Source organism: Cupriavidus sp. 22TCCZM04-2 (assembly GCF_057798895.1).
Map to the genome: position 1 here is coordinate 386,624 of NZ_JBYOJS010000004.1, position 15,981 is coordinate 402,604.

The 15,981-nt window shown below is 65.6% G+C and carries 16 protein-coding genes; 7 read left to right on the forward strand and 9 right to left on the reverse strand.

From position 1 onward, the window contains the following. Window positions 1-3 precede the first annotated feature (3 nt). The 3 genes from AC3FKG_RS09765 to metK all read right to left on the reverse strand — a co-directional run bounded on the left by AC3FKG_RS09765 (window position 4) and on the right by metK (window position 4,058). Window positions 4-1,683 carry a GMC family oxidoreductase gene (locus AC3FKG_RS09765; RefSeq protein ID WP_488742943.1) on the reverse strand — a complete coding sequence of 560 codons (1,680 nt, stop codon included), beginning with the start codon at window positions 1,681-1,683 and terminating at the stop codon, window positions 4-6. 154 nt (window positions 1,684-1,837) lie between these two features. Further along, a complete protein-coding gene (kdoO, locus tag AC3FKG_RS09770) occupies window positions 1,838-2,746 on the reverse strand; it encodes a Kdo hydroxylase KdoO (RefSeq protein WP_483710185.1) in 909 nt (302 codons plus the stop codon). A gap of 148 nt (window positions 2,747-2,894) precedes the next feature. Continuing rightward, window positions 2,895-4,058 (reverse strand): methionine adenosyltransferase, encoded by a 1,164-nt coding sequence (gene metK / locus AC3FKG_RS09775; RefSeq protein ID WP_488742944.1) that lies wholly within the window; start codon window positions 4,056-4,058, stop codon window positions 2,895-2,897. A gap of 307 nt (window positions 4,059-4,365) precedes the next feature. Here metK and AC3FKG_RS09780 point away from each other — a divergent pair, with 307 nt between their 5' ends. The 4 genes from AC3FKG_RS09780 to AC3FKG_RS09795 all read left to right on the forward strand — a co-directional run bounded on the left by AC3FKG_RS09780 (window position 4,366) and on the right by AC3FKG_RS09795 (window position 7,940). After that, the gene (locus AC3FKG_RS09780; RefSeq protein ID WP_488742945.1) at window positions 4,366-5,250 is read left to right on the forward strand and encodes a lysophospholipid acyltransferase family protein; all 885 of its coding nucleotides are present in this window, start codon (window positions 4,366-4,368) and stop codon (window positions 5,248-5,250) included. Beyond that, window positions 5,247-6,140: a lipid A biosynthesis lauroyl acyltransferase gene (locus AC3FKG_RS09785; RefSeq protein ID WP_488742946.1), complete on the forward strand. Its 894-nt coding sequence runs from the start codon at window positions 5,247-5,249 to the stop codon at window positions 6,138-6,140. Before AC3FKG_RS09780 ends, AC3FKG_RS09785 begins: the two co-directional genes overlap by 4 nt. Before the next feature lie 43 nt (window positions 6,141-6,183). Beyond that, window positions 6,184-7,050, forward strand: a complete 867-nt coding sequence (gene dapF, locus AC3FKG_RS09790) for a diaminopimelate epimerase (protein WP_488742947.1) — start codon at window positions 6,184-6,186, stop codon at window positions 7,048-7,050. 80 nt (window positions 7,051-7,130) lie between these two features. Then, a complete protein-coding gene (locus AC3FKG_RS09795) occupies window positions 7,131-7,940 on the forward strand; it encodes a polyphosphate kinase 2 family protein (protein WP_488742969.1) in 810 nt (269 codons plus the stop codon). 30 nt (window positions 7,941-7,970) lie between these two features. Here the strand turns inward: AC3FKG_RS09795 and AC3FKG_RS09800 are convergent, their stop codons facing one another. Both AC3FKG_RS09800 and pyrE read right to left on the reverse strand, forming a co-directional pair. Beyond that, complete coding sequence (locus tag AC3FKG_RS09800) at window positions 7,971-9,152, reverse strand: patatin-like phospholipase family protein (RefSeq protein ID WP_488742970.1); 1,182 nt, start codon at window positions 9,150-9,152, stop codon at window positions 7,971-7,973. A gap of 187 nt (window positions 9,153-9,339) precedes the next feature. Next, window positions 9,340-10,041, reverse strand: coding sequence for an orotate phosphoribosyltransferase (gene pyrE / locus AC3FKG_RS09805; RefSeq protein ID WP_211946943.1), 702 nt, complete (start codon window positions 10,039-10,041; stop codon window positions 9,340-9,342). Between the two features lie 30 nt (window positions 10,042-10,071). On the opposite strand from pyrE, the gene AC3FKG_RS09810 reads away from it, so the two are divergent. Then, entirely contained in the window at window positions 10,072-10,848 is a 777-nt protein-coding gene (locus tag AC3FKG_RS09810; RefSeq protein ID WP_488742948.1) for an exodeoxyribonuclease III, read from the forward strand. Window positions 10,849-10,857: 9 nt separating this feature from the next. On the opposite strand, the gene AC3FKG_RS09815 is transcribed toward AC3FKG_RS09810, so the two are convergent. Together AC3FKG_RS09815 and AC3FKG_RS09820 are read right to left on the reverse strand one after the other, a co-directional pair. Continuing rightward, a complete protein-coding gene (locus AC3FKG_RS09815) occupies window positions 10,858-11,259 on the reverse strand; it encodes a type II TA system antitoxin MqsA family protein (RefSeq protein WP_488742949.1) in 402 nt (133 codons plus the stop codon). Between the two features lie 31 nt (window positions 11,260-11,290). Next, the gene (locus tag AC3FKG_RS09820; protein WP_488742950.1) at window positions 11,291-11,587 is read right to left on the reverse strand and encodes a type II toxin-antitoxin system MqsR family toxin; all 297 of its coding nucleotides are present in this window, start codon (window positions 11,585-11,587) and stop codon (window positions 11,291-11,293) included. A gap of 172 nt (window positions 11,588-11,759) precedes the next feature. On the opposite strand from AC3FKG_RS09820, the gene argC reads away from it, so the two are divergent. Beyond that, window positions 11,760-12,707, forward strand: coding sequence for an N-acetyl-gamma-glutamyl-phosphate reductase (argC, locus tag AC3FKG_RS09825; protein WP_488742951.1), 948 nt, complete (start codon window positions 11,760-11,762; stop codon window positions 12,705-12,707). 61 nt (window positions 12,708-12,768) lie between these two features. On the opposite strand, the gene AC3FKG_RS09830 is transcribed toward argC, so the two are convergent. After that, entirely contained in the window at window positions 12,769-13,725 is a 957-nt protein-coding gene (locus AC3FKG_RS09830; protein ID WP_488742952.1) for a M48 family metallopeptidase, read from the reverse strand. A gap of 121 nt (window positions 13,726-13,846) precedes the next feature. Here AC3FKG_RS09830 and AC3FKG_RS09835 point away from each other — a divergent pair, with 121 nt between their 5' ends. After that, complete coding sequence (locus AC3FKG_RS09835) at window positions 13,847-15,106, forward strand: muropeptide transporter (protein WP_488742953.1); 1,260 nt, start codon at window positions 13,847-13,849, stop codon at window positions 15,104-15,106. A gap of 19 nt (window positions 15,107-15,125) precedes the next feature. Here AC3FKG_RS09835 and AC3FKG_RS09840 read toward each other — a convergent pair whose 3' ends face one another. Then, window positions 15,126-15,977, reverse strand: a complete 852-nt coding sequence (locus AC3FKG_RS09840) for an acyl-CoA thioesterase (protein WP_488742954.1) — start codon at window positions 15,975-15,977, stop codon at window positions 15,126-15,128. Between the last annotated feature and the right edge of the window lie 4 nt (window positions 15,978-15,981).

Genomic DNA, 15,981 nt, shown 5'->3' on the forward strand with positions numbered 1-15,981 from the left:
GCCTCAGGCTTCCATGGGCTCTCGGATCCGCAGCAGCACGCGCGGCGCGTAGCGGATCAGGTCATGCGCGCGCTCGCCGATCATGATCGCGGGCGCGTTGGTGTTGCCGCCGACCAGCGACGGCATGATCGAGGCGTCGACCACGCGCAGTCCCTCGACCCCACGCACGCGCAGTTGCGGATCGACCACCGCCAGCGCATCCATGCCCATGCGGCACGTGCCCACCGGGTGGTAGATGGTGTCGGCGCGTTCGCGGATCATCTCGCGCACCGCCGCGTCATCGCTGCCGTCCGCCTGCAGATGCGCGGAATACAGTTCGCGGCCGCCAAAGCACGCAAGCTGCGGCTGGGCAAAGATCTGCCGCACGATTTTCACGCCGGCCACCATGTCGTCGAGGTCGCGCGGATCGGAAAGATAGCCGGGGTCGATGCGCGGCGCGCGCCGCATGTCGGACGAAGCAAGCCGCACTTCGCCGCGGCTGCGCGGGCGCAGCACGCACACATGGCAGGAATAGCCGTGGCCAAAGCGGATCGTGCGCATATGGTCGTCGGCCATGCCCACCACGAAATGGAGCTGCAGGTCGGGCTCGGCCAGCTCGGCACGGCTGCGCAGGAAGCCGCCCGCCTCGGCAAAGTTCGAACTCATCATGCCGGCGCGTTCGCGCCGGTAACGCAGCATCTCGGACAGCATGTGCATGGCGCCGCCCAGCGACAGGCCGAACAGCTCCGGCGCGGCGACGCGCTTGTGCAGGATGATGTCGAGGTGGTCCTGCAGGTTGCCGCCCACGCCCGGCAGGTCATGTACCACCGGTATCCCATGCTCGCGCAGGTGAGCGGCGGGCCCGACGCCGGAGGCCATCAGCAGCTGTGGCGAGCCGAAGGTGCCGGCCGACAGGATCACGTCGCTGCGCGCGCGCAGCAGGTGCTGGCGGCCATTGCGCACAGCCAGTACGCCCACCGCATGCCTGCCCTCGAACACAATGCGCAGCACCTGCATGCCGGTGAGCACGTGCAGGCCGGCACGTCCGCCGTTACAGGCCTTGTCGCGTGCGTTGCCGCCATGCAGGTAGGCACGCGCTGCGTTCCAGCGCTCGCCCTCATGCTGCGTGACCTGGTACCAGCCGACACCTTCCTGCTCCTCGCCGTTGAAGTCGTCGTTGCGCACATAGCCGGCCTGCTGCGCGGCGTCAATGAAATGCTGCCCGAATGGATTGGGCGTGCGCAGGTCCGACACATGGAGCGGGCCCGTGCCGCCATGCAGCGGATCGTCGTCGCTGCCCGCCACGCGCGCATTGCACTCGGCGCGGCGGAAATACGGCAGCACGTCGTCCCAGGACCAGCCGTCGCAGCCGGAGGCGGCCCAGGCGTCGTAATCGGCCGGACGGCCGCGCGTGTAGATCATGGCGTTGATCGACGAACTGCCGCCCAGCCCGCGTCCCCGCGGCTGGAAGCCGCGCCTGCCGTTCAGGCCCGGCTGGGGCACCGTCTCGTAGGCGTAGTTGCGCGCGCCGGCGCGCGGCAGCATCGCCGCGGCGCCCGCGGGTGTGCGCACCAGCACATGGTGGTCGTGATGGCCCGCTTCGATCAGCGCGATACTGTCGCTGCCGCTGTCGGCCAGCCGCCCGGCCAGGGCGCATCCGGCCGAACCCGCGCCGACAACGACATAGTCATACGTGGTTTCCATCTGTCTCCCCGCGACCCCGGAGATTGCGGCGGGGCGTGCGCCCTCTGCCCGCTCCGGAGGATGGCAAGCCTGAAGACCAGTGTAGGCGCTGGCGCAGCGTGAAGTGAAGGCCGGTGGCCACGCGCCTTGCGACGTCGCAGGGCGCGCGGGACGGTCAGGAAACCAGCATCGGCCGGCTCAGCATGCGCGACAGCACGGCTTCCGGCGAGTGGGTATGGTCCGAGATGGCCTTCGGATCCAGGTAGATGGTCTGCTCCATCATCGCGCGGCCACGCATGGCTGCATGCAGCAACTGGTCGCTGAAGACGATCCAGGTCGATCCGGGCGGAAAGTGGAATTCCTGCTGCGGCACGCTGGCCTGATAGTCCAGATCCGCCTTGGCCAGATCGTGCAGTTGCAGCATGCGATGGTCATATTCCGAACGCGTGCGCTTGGTGATGTGCAGCAGCTTCATCAGCGCCGCCTGCCCGGGCCACATGCCGTGGGTCTTCGGCACAAAGCGCTGCGCAAAATCGGCAAACGGCTCGCCCACGCGCCACACGCGCGGCGCTTCCGGATCGATGTTGTGGAACACGCGCAGCAGGCGCTTCCCGAGCAGCGGATTCGACGGGAAGGAATCGACGTGCAAGCGCGTGTCGTCCTTGCGCCAGCTGACGGCGCGGCCGGCAATCTGGCTCGGGCGCAGCGACGTGCCCGCGCGCGTCATGTGCGGGCCGTACTCCGGGAACAGCGAGAGCACCAGCTTTTCGCTGAATTCGGCATAGCGGTGGATCAGGCGGTACAGGTCGGCGAGGTCCTGCTCGGTGCCTTGTGCCCCGCGCACGGCGGTGTCGGTGGCGCGCAGGTTGATGTTCTTGGACTTGCCATCCGAATAGCGGCTGTCGAGAAAGCGTTCCTCGCCCGGCTCGAAGCGGAAGTGCAGGTCGGGGAAATACAGCACCGCGCCTTGCTCGAGTTGCCGGCGCAAGTCCGCCTGCGTCGCGGCATCCACCGCGGGCGACCAATCGGTGTATGGCTGCGGACGGATCAGGTCGAGTTTTTCGGAAGAGGTAGCGGATGGCATGGGCTTTCTCGGTTTGCCGGATGGGCCGATTTTACCGCGTCATTTTTGCGTGATGACTTGATCACAACCATGCGCCGGCAACTCACCCAATAAAAAACCCCGCTGAGCGGCAGCCAGCGGGGTTTTTACCTCGGTCCAGCGACTTTGCTTACAGGCCGGCTGCCGCGCGCAGCACCGCTGCCTTGTCGGTCGCTTCCCACGAGAATTCCGGCTCTTCGCGACCAAAATGGCCGTAAGCCGCAGTCTTCTCGTAGATCGGGCGCAGCAGGTCCAGCATCTGCACGATGCCCTTCGGGCGCAGGTCGAAATGCTCCTGCACCAGTTCGGCGATCTTGTCGTCAGGAATCTTGCCGGTGCCTTCGGTGTAGATGGTCACGTTGATCGGGCGCGCTACGCCGATGGCGTAGCTCACCTGCACCTGGCACTGGCGCGCCAGGCCGGCGGCGACCACGTTCTTGGCCACGTAGCGGGCGGCGTAGGCGGCCGAGCGGTCGACCTTCGACGGATCCTTGCCCGAGAACGCGCCGCCGCCGTGCGGCGAGGCGCCGCCGTACGTGTCGACGATGATCTTGCGGCCGGTCAGGCCGCAATCGCCCTGCGGGCCGCCAATCACGAAGCGCCCGGTCGGGTTCACCAGGTACTTGGTGTTCTTGAGCATCTCGGGCGGCAGCACCGGCTTGATGATCTCTTCGATCACGGCTTCGTGGATCTGGGCCTGGGTGATGTCCGGGGCATGCTGGGTCGACAAGACTACGGTGTCGACGCTGTGCGGACGGCCATCGACATAGCGCACCGTGACCTGCGACTTGGCGTCGGGACGCAGCCAGGGCAGGCGGCCGTCGCGGCGCAGCTGCGACTGGCGTTCGACCAGGCGGTGCGAGTAATAGATCGGGAACGGCATCAGTTCCGGGGTCTCGTCGCAGGCGTAGCCGAACATCAGGCCCTGGTCGCCGGCACCCTGGTTCAGGTAGTCGTCGGAGGCGCGGTCCACGCCTTGGGCGATATCGGGCGATTGCTTGTCATAGGCGACCAGCACCGCGCAGCCCTTGTAGTCGATGCCGTACTCGGTGTTGTCGTAACCGATGCGCTTGATGGTGTCGCGTGCGACCTGGATGTAGTCGACGTTGGCCGTGGTGGTGATTTCCCCGGCCAGCACGACCAGCCCGGTGTTGCAGAGCGTCTCGGCAGCCACGCGCGCGTACTTGTCCTGCGCCAGGATGGCGTCCAGGACCGCGTCGGAAATCTGGTCTGCGACCTTGTCGGGATGGCCTTCGGAGACGGACTCCGAAGTGAAAAGGAAGTCGTTTGCCACGAACTTGTTCTCCAGGTTGGCTATTGCGTGCCTGCCTGTCGGATCATGGCGGCGACGCTTTAGCGGTATTTTCAGGCCGCCCGGTTAGAGCGGTATCGCCCCGCAAGTTGTCAGTTAACTCGGCGATACACGCTATTATACGCGCCTGCCGGCACAATGCAGGCAGTGGCTCCGGGGCCACCGGACGCCGGCATGCGCCGGTGCAATCCATGGTTAGCGGCAGGAGTCGCCCGGATCCTGAGCCCTGCATGAATTTTTGGCTGCTTCGCAGATCGGCTCCCGCCGGGAGCACCCACCGCCACGTTCGATGACTTTCCTGTTCTGGCTGATTTCCCGCCTTCCGCTGCGCCTGCTCCAGGCGGTCGGCGGTGCGCTCGGACTGCTGGCCGCCCGCCTGCCAGGCCGCTACGGAAGTCGGCTGCGGGAGAATTTCCTGCTTGCCTACCCGGACGCAACGGAATCGATGATCGACGACGCGGCGCGCTCGGCCGGGTGCATGGCCCTGGAAATGCCCTACTTCTGGAGCCGCAAGACCATTGGCGCCAAGCTGTATGGCTTCGACGATTACCTCTGGCCGGCACTGGAAACGCTGCAGGCACGCGGCCACGGCCTCATTATCCTCACGCCTCACCTTGGCTGCTTCGAAGTTCTGCCGCAATCGCACGCCTTGTTGCGCCCGGTAACGGCATTGTTCAAGCCGCCTCACCAGGTCTGGCTGCGCGACTGGATCGAGCGCATGCGCACCCGGCCAAACCTGGCGATGGCGCCCGCCACGCCGCGCGGCGTGCGCATGCTGGTCAAGGCGCTCAAGCGCGGGCAGGCCGTCGGCATCCTGCCGGATCAGGTGCCAAGCGGCGGCGAGGGCCACTGGGCACCGTTTTTCGGCAAACCCGCCTACACCATGGCACTGGTCCATCGCCTGCAGCAACTGACGCGCGCCCCGGTGGCCGCCATCTTCGGCGAACGCCTGCCGCGCGGTGCCGGCTATCGCGGCCATCTTCGCATCATCAACGATGGCGGCATGTTGCCCGAAGATCCGGCTGAAGCCGCCGCCGTCATCAACCGCACCATCGAGGAACTCGTGGCGATTGCGCCCACGCAGTACCTCTGGAGCTACAACCGCTACAAGACCCCGTCCGGCATGGAGCGTCCGCCCCACGCACTGCCGGCCACCGAATCCTCGCACTCATGAGCCGTATCTTTACGTGGCTTGGCATCGGTCTGCTGACCGTGCTGGGCAAGTTGCCTTATCCACTGGTTGCCCGTTTTGGCGAAGGGCTGGGCAGCGTGCTTTACCTCGTCCCCAGCAGCCGGCGCCGCATCGTGCAGGCCAACCTGCGCGCCGCTTTTCCCGACAAAGGCGAGGCCGAGATCGACGCGTTGTCGCGCGAGTCGTTCCGCACCGTGTTCCGCAGCTTTGCCGAGCGCGGCATTTTCTGGACTGGCAGTGAAGCGCAGATGCGCCGCTGGGTGCAGATCGACGACCAGGCCGATCTCGTGGCCATGGACGGCACGCCCCATATCCTCGTCACGCTGCACCTGTCTGGCGTGGAGGCCGGGGCTATCCGCCTGACCATCCACCTGCGCGACAACGTGGGCCGCTCGGGCGCGTCGCTCTACACCACGCAGAAAAACACGCTGTTCGACGGCTTCCTCAAGCATGCGCGCGGCCGCTTCGGCGCGAAGATGATCTCGCGCGGCGACAGCGCGCGCGACATCCTGCGCTGCCTGAAAAAAGGCGAGGCGCTGCAACTAATTGCAGACATGGACTTCGGCGAACGCGATTCGGAATACGTCGAGTTCTTCGGCGTGCAGGCGCTGACGCTGACTTCCGTGTCGCGCCTTGCCCGCATGACCGGGGCCAAGGTGGTGCCCATCTACACGGAGATGCTGCCCGATTACCAGGGCTACGTGCTGCGCATCCTGCCTGCCTGGGAAAACTATCCCGGCGACAGCGTGGCCGAGGACACGCGCCGCATGAACGCCTTCTTCGAGGACTGCATCCGACCCCGCGTTGCCGAGTACTACTGGGTGCACAAGCGCTTCAAGAATCGCCCGCCCGGCGAACCGTCGATCTACTGACCGCGGCCGGCAGGCCCGGCCATGCACGGCTACAATTCGCACCATGAAACTCCAGTTCACCAAGATGCACGGTGCCGGCAACGACTTCGTCGTGTTCGACGGCATCCACCAGCAACTCGACCTGACTACCGGGCAGTGGCGCGCGCTCGCCAGCCGGCATTTCGGCGTGGGCGCCGACCAGATGCTGGTCGTCGAAAAGCCCACGCGCGACGATGCTGACTTCCGTTACCGCATCTTCAATGCCGACGGCAGCGAAGTGGAGCACTGCGGCAACGGCGCGCGCTGCTTCGTGCGCTTCGTGACCGACAAGGGCATGACCGACAAGCGCTCGGTGCGTGTCGAGGTCATGAACGGCATCATCACGCTGACGCTGCAGGATGACGGCCAGGTCACGGTGGACATGGGTGCGCCCGAACTGGAACCGGCCCGCGTGCCGTTCCGCGCCGAAGGCCTGCCCACGCGCGCGCAAGGCGAAGACACGCTCTACGGACTCGAGGTCAACGGCCGCACGGCCTGGATTTCGGCCGTGTCGATGGGCAATCCGCACGCCGTGCAGGTGGTCGACCATGTCGAGGACTTCCCGGTACTCCAGGATGGCCCGATCGTGGAAAACCACCCCACCTTCCCGAACCGCGTAAATGCCGGCTTCCTGGAAGTGGTCGACCGCCACACCGCCCGCCTGCGCGTGTACGAACGCGGCGCCGGCGAAACCCTCGCATGCGGCACCGGCGCCTGCGCGGCGGTCGTCGCCGGCATCCGCCGCGGGCTGCTGGATTCGCCGGTCAAGGTTCACACGCACGGCGGCGACCTGAGCATTGCCTGGGACGGCGCCGCCACGCCCGTGCGCATGACCGGACCCGCCACCACGGTATTCGAAGGCACCATTGACCTGTCCGCCCTGCCGGCGTAACCATAGGGGCCTGTGCGCCCCGCTTCGCTTCATCGCTGCGTGACTGCGGGGGGCTTCCGAACGAGACGATGGAGCCCTATATGCCGCTGGACGACTACCGCATCACCTCGGGCAAGCGCCTCAGCCTTGCCAGCTTCGACCCGGGAAGCAAGCCGTTTTCAATCGGCGACAAGCAGGAAGACCAGGCACGCATCGCACAAATCAGCGGCGAACTGGATCTCGAACAGGACATCTTCTACGCCGAGCACCGGCGCAAGGTCCTGGTCGTGTTGCAAGGGATGGACACTAGTGGCAAGGACGGCACCGTGCGTTCGGTGTTCCGCAGCTTCGATCCGCTTGGCATCCGCGTGGTCAGTTTCAAGGCGCCGACCCCGGAAGAGCTTGCGCGCGACTATCTATGGCGCGTTCACCTGCAAGTACCCAAATCCGGCGAGATCGTACTGTTCAACCGCAGCCACTACGAAGACGTGCTGATCACGCGCGTGCATGGCTGGATCGATGACGAGGAATGCGAGCGGCGCTACCGGCAGATCCGCGCGTTCGAGACGCTGCTGACCGAGACCGGTACCACCATCGTCAAATGCTTCCTGCACATCTCGAAGGATGAGCAGAAGTCGCGCCTGGAAGCGCGCCTGGCCGATCCGCAGAAGCAGTGGAAATTCGATCCGACCGACCTGGCCGAGCGCAAGCACTGGAAGGCTTACATGAGCGCCTACGAGTCGGCCATTGCCGCCACCAGCACGCCGGAATGCCCGTGGTACGTCGTGCCGGCGGACTCCAAGACCCACCGCAACCTGATGGTGGCCGAAATCCTGTCCGAGGTGTTCCGCCAGCTCAAGCCGGATTATCCGCCGCCGCAGCCCGACCTGGACAAGATCAAGATCGAGTAGCGCGAGCGCAGCAGCGGCACCGCTGCCGCGTCACTCGTGGTCGCCGTTGCCGCGATGGACGTCGTGGGTCACGAACGGGTGCTCCCGGCTGGGCATCGCCAGCCATTTTGGATGGCGCAGCGTGTCGCGGATATCGTCGAGCCCGCTGGACCAGTGCTCCTGCATCGCGAGCAAGCCGAACTGGTAGTCCTTGGCGCTGTTCTCGAATGACTTGTCGCGATAGATCAGCTGGATCACGTTGCGGCGCGCATCGCACGCATGCTCGGCCGCGCGGCGATACCAGTCACTGTCGCGCTTGGACGGCGGCACCAGGGCCATCACTTCGCTGAGCATGCGCCGGAAATTCTGCTGCTCGCGCATGTAGTCGGTGATCGTGCGCGTACGGCTGGAATACTGGATGTCCTTCTGCCGCTCGGCCACTTCGCTGAGGTCGTGCGGCAGCTTGCCGCGCGCGCTCCAGAGATCGACCTGGAAGATCAGCGCATCGCGGCGCGGCTGGGCGGTGAGGACTTCGGCCAGCGGCGTGTTGGAGACCAGCCCGCCGTCCCAGTAGTACTCGCCCTCGATTTCCACCGCCGGGAAACCGGGCGGCAGCGCGCCGGAGGCCATGAAATGCTCGGGTAGCAGCGTGTCACGCGTATTGTCGAAATAGGCGAAGTTGCCGGTCCGGACATTGACCGCGCCCACCGACACCCGCATCTCCTTGGGCCGGTTGATCAGGTCGAAGTCGGCAAAGCGCTCGAGCGTGGCCTTGAGCGGCGTGGTGTCGTAGTAGCTGGCGCGCGTCGGGTCGGTATAGCGTGTGATCAGTTCCAGCCAGTTGCGCGGCATGAAGAAGCCGCGCTGGCCTTCGAACATCGCGCGCGCGGCATGCAGCCCGTCGAACCAGACGCGCAGCGGTTCGGGCCAGGACTCCGCATTCTCGAACATGTTCGAATGCGCAAGGCTGGGGAGCCACGGCTGCGCGCAGATGTATTCCCAGAACGCGCGCAACTGCTCCACGCGCCGCTCGGGCGGATTGCCGGCGATGATCGCCGCATTCAGCGCGCCGATGGAGATGCCAGCGACCCAGTTCGGGTAGACGCCGCCTTCAGTCAGGCCCTGGTAGACGCCAGCCTGGTAGGCGCCCAGCGCGCCGCCGCCTTGCAGCACCAGCGCGCGCACGGCGTAGGCCTCATGGGGTGGGCGCCCCGGCTCGGGGCCCTTGGGCAAGTCCTCCGCGGGCCCGCACGGATCTACCTGCGCCTTGCGCTTGCGCGCGGGCTTTGCTCGTGCTCCAGCTTCCTGCGTTTCCTGCCGCTCTTTGCCCGCCACACCATGCTCCTTGCCAAGTGAAGAGTCCTGCCACGGCGCCGCCCGCCCGGGACCGTTCCGGGGTGGCGATGCGCCGGGATTCCGGTCAGACGCCGTAGCGCTGACGGTAAGCAGCCACCGCCTCGCGCGAAGCCGACAGCGACGGATTGTTGGAGGCATCCAGGTAGGCCAGCAGGTCCTTCAGGCTGGCAATCGCGATCACGGGCACGCCGTATTCGCGCTGCACGTCCTGCACGGCCGAATGCGTGCCGATCTGTTCGGCGGTGCCGCTCTTCTCCATGCGGTCCAGCGCGATCAGCACCGCGGCAGGCTCGGCGCCCGCGGCGCGGATTAGCTGCATCGATTCGCGCACCGAGGTGCCCGCGGAGATCACGTCATCGATGATGACGACCTTGCCCTGAAGCTTCGCGCCCACCAGAGTGCCGCCTTCGCCATGGTCCTTGGCTTCCTTGCGGTTGTAGGCAAAGCCGACATCGCGGCCCATGCCCGCCAGCGCCACCGCGGTAGCCGAAGCCAGCGTGATGCCCTTGTAGGCCGGCCCGAACAGCACGTCGAACTGCACGCCCGAGGCCAGCAGGGTTTTCGCATAGAATTGCGCCACCTGGCCCAGCATGGCGCCCTGGTTGAACAAGCCGGCATTGAAGAAGTACGGCGACTTGCGGCCCGCCTTGGTGACGAACTCGCCAAAGGACAGCACGCCGGCGTCCAGCGCGAAGCGGATGAAGGTCTGGCTGAGGTCCGGCTGGCCGGCCTGCTGCGCGGTGGAAGGCGTCGTCTGCTGCGTCATCTTTTCTCTCTGAATTCAAAAATTTCCCGCATGTTACGGATTATCAGCGCCAACCTCAACGGCATCCGCTCCGCGTCCAAAAAGGGCTTTTTCGAGTGGATGGGCAAGCAGGACGCGGACATGGTCTGTGTACAGGAGCTCAAGGCGCAGGCCGCCGACATGACTGAAGCGTTCCTGGCGCCACATGGCTACCACGGCTATTTCCACTACGCCGAGAAGAAAGGCTACAGCGGTGTCGGCCTCTACACACGGCACAAGCCCGAGCGCGTAATCACCGGTTTCGGCAATCCGGAATTCGACGGCGAAGGCCGTTACGTGGAAGTGCAGTATCCGAACCTCGCCGTGATCTCCGTCTATGTGCCCTCGGGCTCGAGTTCGGAGGAGCGCCAGCAGGCAAAGTTCCGCTTCATGGAGGCCTTCCTTCCGCACTTGTTGCAACTGAAGGCCAGCGGGCGGGAAATCGTGCTGTGCGGCGATGTGAACATCGCGCACAAGGAAATCGATATCAAGAACTGGAAGGGCAACCTGAAGAACTCTGGATTCCTGCCGGAAGAGCGCGCCTGGATTGGCGCCCTGTTCGATACCCACGGCTATGTGGACGTGTTCCGCCAACTCGATTCGCGGCCCGAGCAGTACACCTGGTGGAGCAACCGCGGCCAGGCCTACGCCAAGAACGTCGGGTGGCGTATTGATTACCACCTGGCCACGCCGAAGATCGCCACCACGGCGCACGTGTGCTCGATCTACAAGGACGAGAAGTTCAGCGACCACGCGCCGCTGTCGATCGATTACGACTACCCGCTCTGAGAGGGGGCTTTACGCCGCCCGGACTTCTGCAAGGAGCTCTGGGTGGCGGTCCAGTAGCTTGAGGAGCTGGATCAGGGCCAGCGGTGGTTTAGTCTTGCCCGTTTCGTAGCGGGAGAACGCGTTGACGCCACCGCCGAAAATGTCTGCGGCTTCCCGCTGGTCAAGGCAAAGTTTCTTGCGGACGGCGGTGATATATGTGGGATCCACGAGTGACGCATTGACCTGTTTATTGAAGGCCAGCATCGACTCGCTAACTCTATCGCCGTCGTTGATGTCCAGTACACCGTCGCCGCATTTGTGACACCACTCCCCCTGCACATCGCAGATTACGGTGGTTTCTCCGCGATACGTATAAGGCATGTCACGCACACCTTTCACCAGTGCCGCACCACCACAAGCAGGACACCTCATCCGCAACTCCTTAGTCGCCCGGATCGTTGGTTTATCGAGGCTTGAACGACACCACGAGCACCTTATCCGTCATTGTCAGCTTTACGTAAAGGCCACCATATCGCGTGACGGGTGGGTAGACGTCCTGCCACACCCGATGATCCTCATAAGTAGTCATACTTTTATGGAAATCCGCCGGCTCAAGGCGCAGCAGGATGTCGAGCACCCCGTGCCAATCCAGTTTCATTCGCGCCGCTCCGGCGTACGCGACGTAGGTCATTTTCATCTGACCTGCCGCCAGCATGTCCTTCACATGCCGCAGCTTGTAATGCGCCGTGCCCTTCTCCATGCAAATTAACCTACTAGGTTAAATCCCGCAAGCCTCGAACCACGCCAGACCGCAATAATCCAATCGGTACAAACCCCTGCGACCGGCCCCCAAGCCCGCTACAATGCAGGTTCGCCCCTGCGCCCGGCAGGAGATGTTTCGCATTCCCCGCATTTCAAAGAGCGAGTCCGCCATGGTTTTCAAAGTGTTCGTCGATGGTCAGGAAGGCACGACCGGTCTCCGGTTGCTTGACTATCTTTCCGGTCGTTCCGATGTGGAGCTGCTGCGCATTGCAGAAGACAAGCGCAAGGATCCGGCTGAGCGAGCACGCTTCCTGAACGCCGCGGATGTCGCCTTCCTGTGCCTGCCGGACGTGGCATCGCGCGAGGCTGTGTCGCTGGTGGCCAACCCGAATACCTGCGTGATCGACGCCAGCACGGCGTTCCGTACCGACGACAACTGGGCCTACGGCCTGCCTGAACTGGTGCGTGGCCAGCGCGAGAAGATCCGCGCCAGCAAGCGCATCGCGGTGCCGGGGTGCCACGCCAGCGCCTTCGTGCTGGCGGTGCGCCCGCTGGTGGATGCCGGCGTGCTGCCGCGCGACTATCCGGTCTCGGCGTTTTCGCTGACCGGCTACAGCGGCGGCGGCAAGAAGATGATTGCCGACTTCGAAGCCGGCGGTAACCCGAAGCTGCACAGCCCGCGCCCCTACGCGCTGGGTCTGCAGCACAAGCACCTGCCCGAGATGCGCGTGCAGGGCGGCCTGGCGTCGGACCCGATCTTCAACCCGATCGTCGGCAACTTCCTGAAGGGCCTGGCGGTAACGGTGCCGGTGTTCGCGGATCGCCTGGCGCGCAAGGTGAGCCCGGAGCAGATCGTCGACATCTACCGCAAGCACTATGAAGGCGAGCAGTTCGTGCGCGTCATGCCTTACAACGGCGCCGACAACCTCGACGACGGATTCTTCGACGTGCAGGCCAACAACGACACCAACCGGGTCGACCTGTTCGTGTTCGGCACGCCCGAGCGCCTGAACCTGGTCGCGCGCCTGGACAACCTGGGCAAGGGTGCGGCTGGCGCAGCAGTGCAATGCATGAATGTGCATGTGGGCGCCGACGAGGCGACCGGCCTGCAAGGCTGACCGCTCTCACGCTCAAGCAAAAAGCCGGCATTGCCGGCTTTTTTGTTTCGCGCGGGGGCGATCAGCGTTTCAGCGGCCGCTGGCGATCGTCATCGCCGGAATCGACCGGCGCATCGCCGAGGTCGGCCATATTGGCGCGATACGGCGGCAGGCGATCCACTGTGGTGTGGATGGCGCGCGCATACAGCGGCAGCACCTCCGGCATGTGCTTCTCAAGGTCGGCAATACGGCTGCGCCCCGACGGATGCGTAGACAGGAACTCGGAACCCGACTGCGTGACCTTGGCCATCTTCTGCCAGAGCGTCACGGCCGCGCGCGGGTCATAGGCGGCGCGCGCGGCGATGTCCATGCCGATCAGGTCGGCCTCGCTTTCGTCCGCGCGCGAGAAGCGCAGCGTCAGCAGGTGCGCGCCGGTCCCCAGCGCCATATTGCCGAGATTGCCGAAACCGAACAGCTGCGAAACGACATTGGCGCCAAGGTTTGTGATCTCCGACTTGGCGGCGCGCTCGCGCGCATGTTCCCGCAGCGCGTGCGCGATCTCGTGGCCCATGGCCATGGCGATCTCGTCGTCGGTCAGCTTGAGCTGGTCGAGCAGGCCGGTGTAGAAGGCGATCTTGCCGCCCGGCATGCAGAAGGCATTGACCTGCTTCGAGCCGATCAGGTTGATTTCCCACTGCCACTGGCGCGCGCGCTCGTTCCAGCGCACGGTTTCCGGCAGCAGCCGCTTGCCGATGGCACGCAGGCGCTGCAACTGCGGATTGCTGTCGCCGGCCAGCGCACGCTTGGCGATCGCCTCCTGCTTGATCTGCTCGTACTCCTGCACGGCCTGTTGCTCGATGACCTCGACCGGCACGATGTTTCGTACCGCCGAGCCGCCGCGCTGCAAGCGGATGCCGTCTTCCTGGACGCCGTCCTGCTGGGCCAGCGCCGGCGCCACCGTGATCGCCGCGCCCACGGCCAGCACGCAGGCCATGCGGGACAGCACAGGACGCGAAACACCTGGCAGGTGGCGGGACATGTTCGGTTCCTTGGGGGCGATAGGGAAAGCCGGTGGCAGTCGGACACAAAGCGGGCAAACGGGTGATGCAATAATACACGGCGTCCACGCAGCCGCGCGGCGCCATCCGCCCACGCCATCCATGACTTTCCAGGACTATCTCGACATCTTCCGCAACCGCCGCATCGGCGCCATGCTGGCGCTTGGCTTCGCTTCCGGGCTGCCGCTGGCGCTGACGTCCGGCACGCTGCAGGCCTGGATGACGGTGGAAGGGCTCGACATCAAGACCATCGGCTTCTTCTCGCTGGTGGGCCAGGCCTATATCTTCAAGTTCCTGTGGGCGCCGCTGATGGACCGCTACACGCCGCCGCTCATGGGCCGGCGCAAGGGCTGGCTGCTGGTCACGCAGCTCGGGCTGGTGGCGGGCATCGCGGCCATGGCGTTCTGCCCCCCGCGCGAAGCGCTCTGGACGCTGGCGGCACTGGCCACGCTGGTGGCCTTCCTGTCGGCGTCGCAGGACATTGTGTTCGACGCCTACAGCACCGACGTGCTGCGGCCGCCCGAACGTGGCGTGGGCGCGGCTGTCAAGGTGCTGGGCTACCGGCTGGCGATGCTGGTCTCGGGCGGGCTCGCGCTGTGGCTGGCGGACCGCGTGATGGGCTGGTCGCAGATGTACCTGCTGATGGCCGCACTGATGGGCATTGGCATCGTCACGCTGCTGTGGGCACCGGAGCCCGACGTGCCGGCACGCGCGCCGCGCTCGCTTGAAGAAGCGATCGTGGGACCGCTGCGCGATTTCTTCTCGCGTCCCGGTGCCTGGTGGCTGCTGCTGCTGATCGTGCTCTACAAGCTTGGCGATGCGTTTGCGGGAAGCCTGTCCACGACCTTCCTGATCCGCGGTGTCGGCTTCTCCGCCGGCGAGGTCGGCATCGTCAACAAGACACTGGGACTGGCCGCGACCATCGTCGGCGCGCTGTTCGGCGGCACGCTGATGGTGCGCCTGGGGCTGTACCGGTCGCTGATGCTGTTTGGCGTGCTGCAGGCGGTGTCCAACCTGGGCTACTGGATCCTGTCGGTGACGCCGCCGCACCTGTGGTCGATGGGCACCACCATCGCGATCGAGAACCTGTGCGGCGGCATGGGCACGGCAGCGTTCGTGGCGCTGCTGATGACGCTCTGCAACCGCTCGTTCTCGGCCACCCAGTACGCGCTGTTGTCGGCGCTGGCTTCGGTTGGCCGCGTCTATGTCGGGCCGACATCCGGCTACATGGTGGAGGCGTGGGGCTGGGCGCCCTTCTACCTCGGCACGGTGCTGGTGGCGCTGCCCGGCGTGCTGCTGCTCTGGGCCATGCGCCGCACCGTCCATCGCTACGAAGCCCAGGCGCGCGAGGCGATCGCCTGAACCGCTTCCTGCGGTCGGGTCACTCCTTGTAGTACACGATCTGATGCGACGTGGCGAGCAACTCGCCACCCGCGCTCCAGACCTGCGCGCTCTGGTCGAAAAAGCCCTGGCGGAACACCTGGGCCCGCGCGCTGCACAGCACGTGGCTGTCGCCGAGCGCGGCCAGCGTGGCCGCATCCGCATGGAAATACGTGGTCAGCGACACCGTGCCAGCCGGCACGAAGCCCGCGCGCTTGAGGAAGATGCGCGGGTAGAAGCTGTCGCACCATGCGGCCATGGCAGGGAAGTCCGGCGTGCGCGCTGGCTCGTCGCGCAGCCAGAATTGCGTCAGGCTGTCCGGATGTTCCGTGCCGGGTTCCGTGGTCGGCTTTGCACCGCGGACCGGGCGCATGTCATAGGACTTGAGCCAGCGCACTGGCGCAAACCCGGCCATGGCCGGCACCTCGTCCGCCGAAGGGGCCTCGGGCCGCACCGCCTCCGCGCACGACCATGTCTCGCGGCGCAGCGAAAACACCGCGGTGGCCGTGGTGGCCACCGCATCGCCCTGGCGCAGCTCGATCTGCCAGTGCTGGGTCGAACGGTTGGTGCGTGTGGGCCGCGCCTCGATCTCGAATGGCCCTTCGGCGATCGGCCCCGCGAAGTTAACCGTCAACGCGAGCGGATCGCCCAGCCGCTCCGGATGCTGCAGGGCCGCCTGCAACAGCGTGGCGGCCGTGATGCCGCCAAACGGCCCGATCATGTTCCAGTAGGCCGGTGTGGTGCGGCCCAGGAAGCGATGCTCGCCGGCTGGCTCGAGGACGAGCGCGTCGTCAAAGGGGTGAAGCAGCGTGCCGGCGGCAGCGGCGGTAACGGTCCGGGGCGCGGAGGTCATAGCA

What these genes read in the sequence shown, in the direction of transcription:
- AC3FKG_RS09810 (WP_488742948.1), top strand. Translation starts at nt 10,072, where the DNA reads ATGTTACGGATTATCAGCGCCAACCTCAACGGCATCCGCTCCGCGTCC.
- AC3FKG_RS09835 (WP_488742953.1), top strand. Translation starts at nt 13,847, where the DNA reads ATGACTTTCCAGGACTATCTCGACATCTTCCGCAACCGCCGCATCGGC.
- AC3FKG_RS09840 (WP_488742954.1), bottom strand. Translation starts at nt 15,977, where the DNA reads ATGACCTCCGCGCCCCGGACCGTTACCGCCGCTGCCGCCGGCACGCTG.
- dapF (WP_488742947.1), top strand. Translation starts at nt 6,184, where the DNA reads ATGAAACTCCAGTTCACCAAGATGCACGGTGCCGGCAACGACTTCGTC.
- pyrE (WP_211946943.1), bottom strand. Translation starts at nt 10,041, where the DNA reads ATGACGCAGCAGACGACGCCTTCCACCGCGCAGCAGGCCGGCCAGCCG.
- AC3FKG_RS09815 (WP_488742949.1), bottom strand. Translation starts at nt 11,259, where the DNA reads ATGAGGTGTCCTGCTTGTGGTGGTGCGGCACTGGTGAAAGGTGTGCGT.
- AC3FKG_RS09795 (WP_488742969.1), top strand. Translation starts at nt 7,131, where the DNA reads ATGCCGCTGGACGACTACCGCATCACCTCGGGCAAGCGCCTCAGCCTT.
- kdoO (WP_483710185.1), bottom strand. Translation starts at nt 2,746, where the DNA reads ATGCCATCCGCTACCTCTTCCGAAAAACTCGACCTGATCCGTCCGCAG.
- AC3FKG_RS09765 (WP_488742943.1), bottom strand. Translation starts at nt 1,683, where the DNA reads ATGGAAACCACGTATGACTATGTCGTTGTCGGCGCGGGTTCGGCCGGA.
- AC3FKG_RS09785 (WP_488742946.1), top strand. Translation starts at nt 5,247, where the DNA reads ATGAGCCGTATCTTTACGTGGCTTGGCATCGGTCTGCTGACCGTGCTG.
- argC (WP_488742951.1), top strand. Translation starts at nt 11,760, where the DNA reads ATGGTTTTCAAAGTGTTCGTCGATGGTCAGGAAGGCACGACCGGTCTC.
- AC3FKG_RS09780 (WP_488742945.1), top strand. Translation starts at nt 4,366, where the DNA reads ATGACTTTCCTGTTCTGGCTGATTTCCCGCCTTCCGCTGCGCCTGCTC.
- AC3FKG_RS09820 (WP_488742950.1), bottom strand. Translation starts at nt 11,587, where the DNA reads ATGGAGAAGGGCACGGCGCATTACAAGCTGCGGCATGTGAAGGACATG.
- AC3FKG_RS09830 (WP_488742952.1), bottom strand. Translation starts at nt 13,725, where the DNA reads ATGTCCCGCCACCTGCCAGGTGTTTCGCGTCCTGTGCTGTCCCGCATG.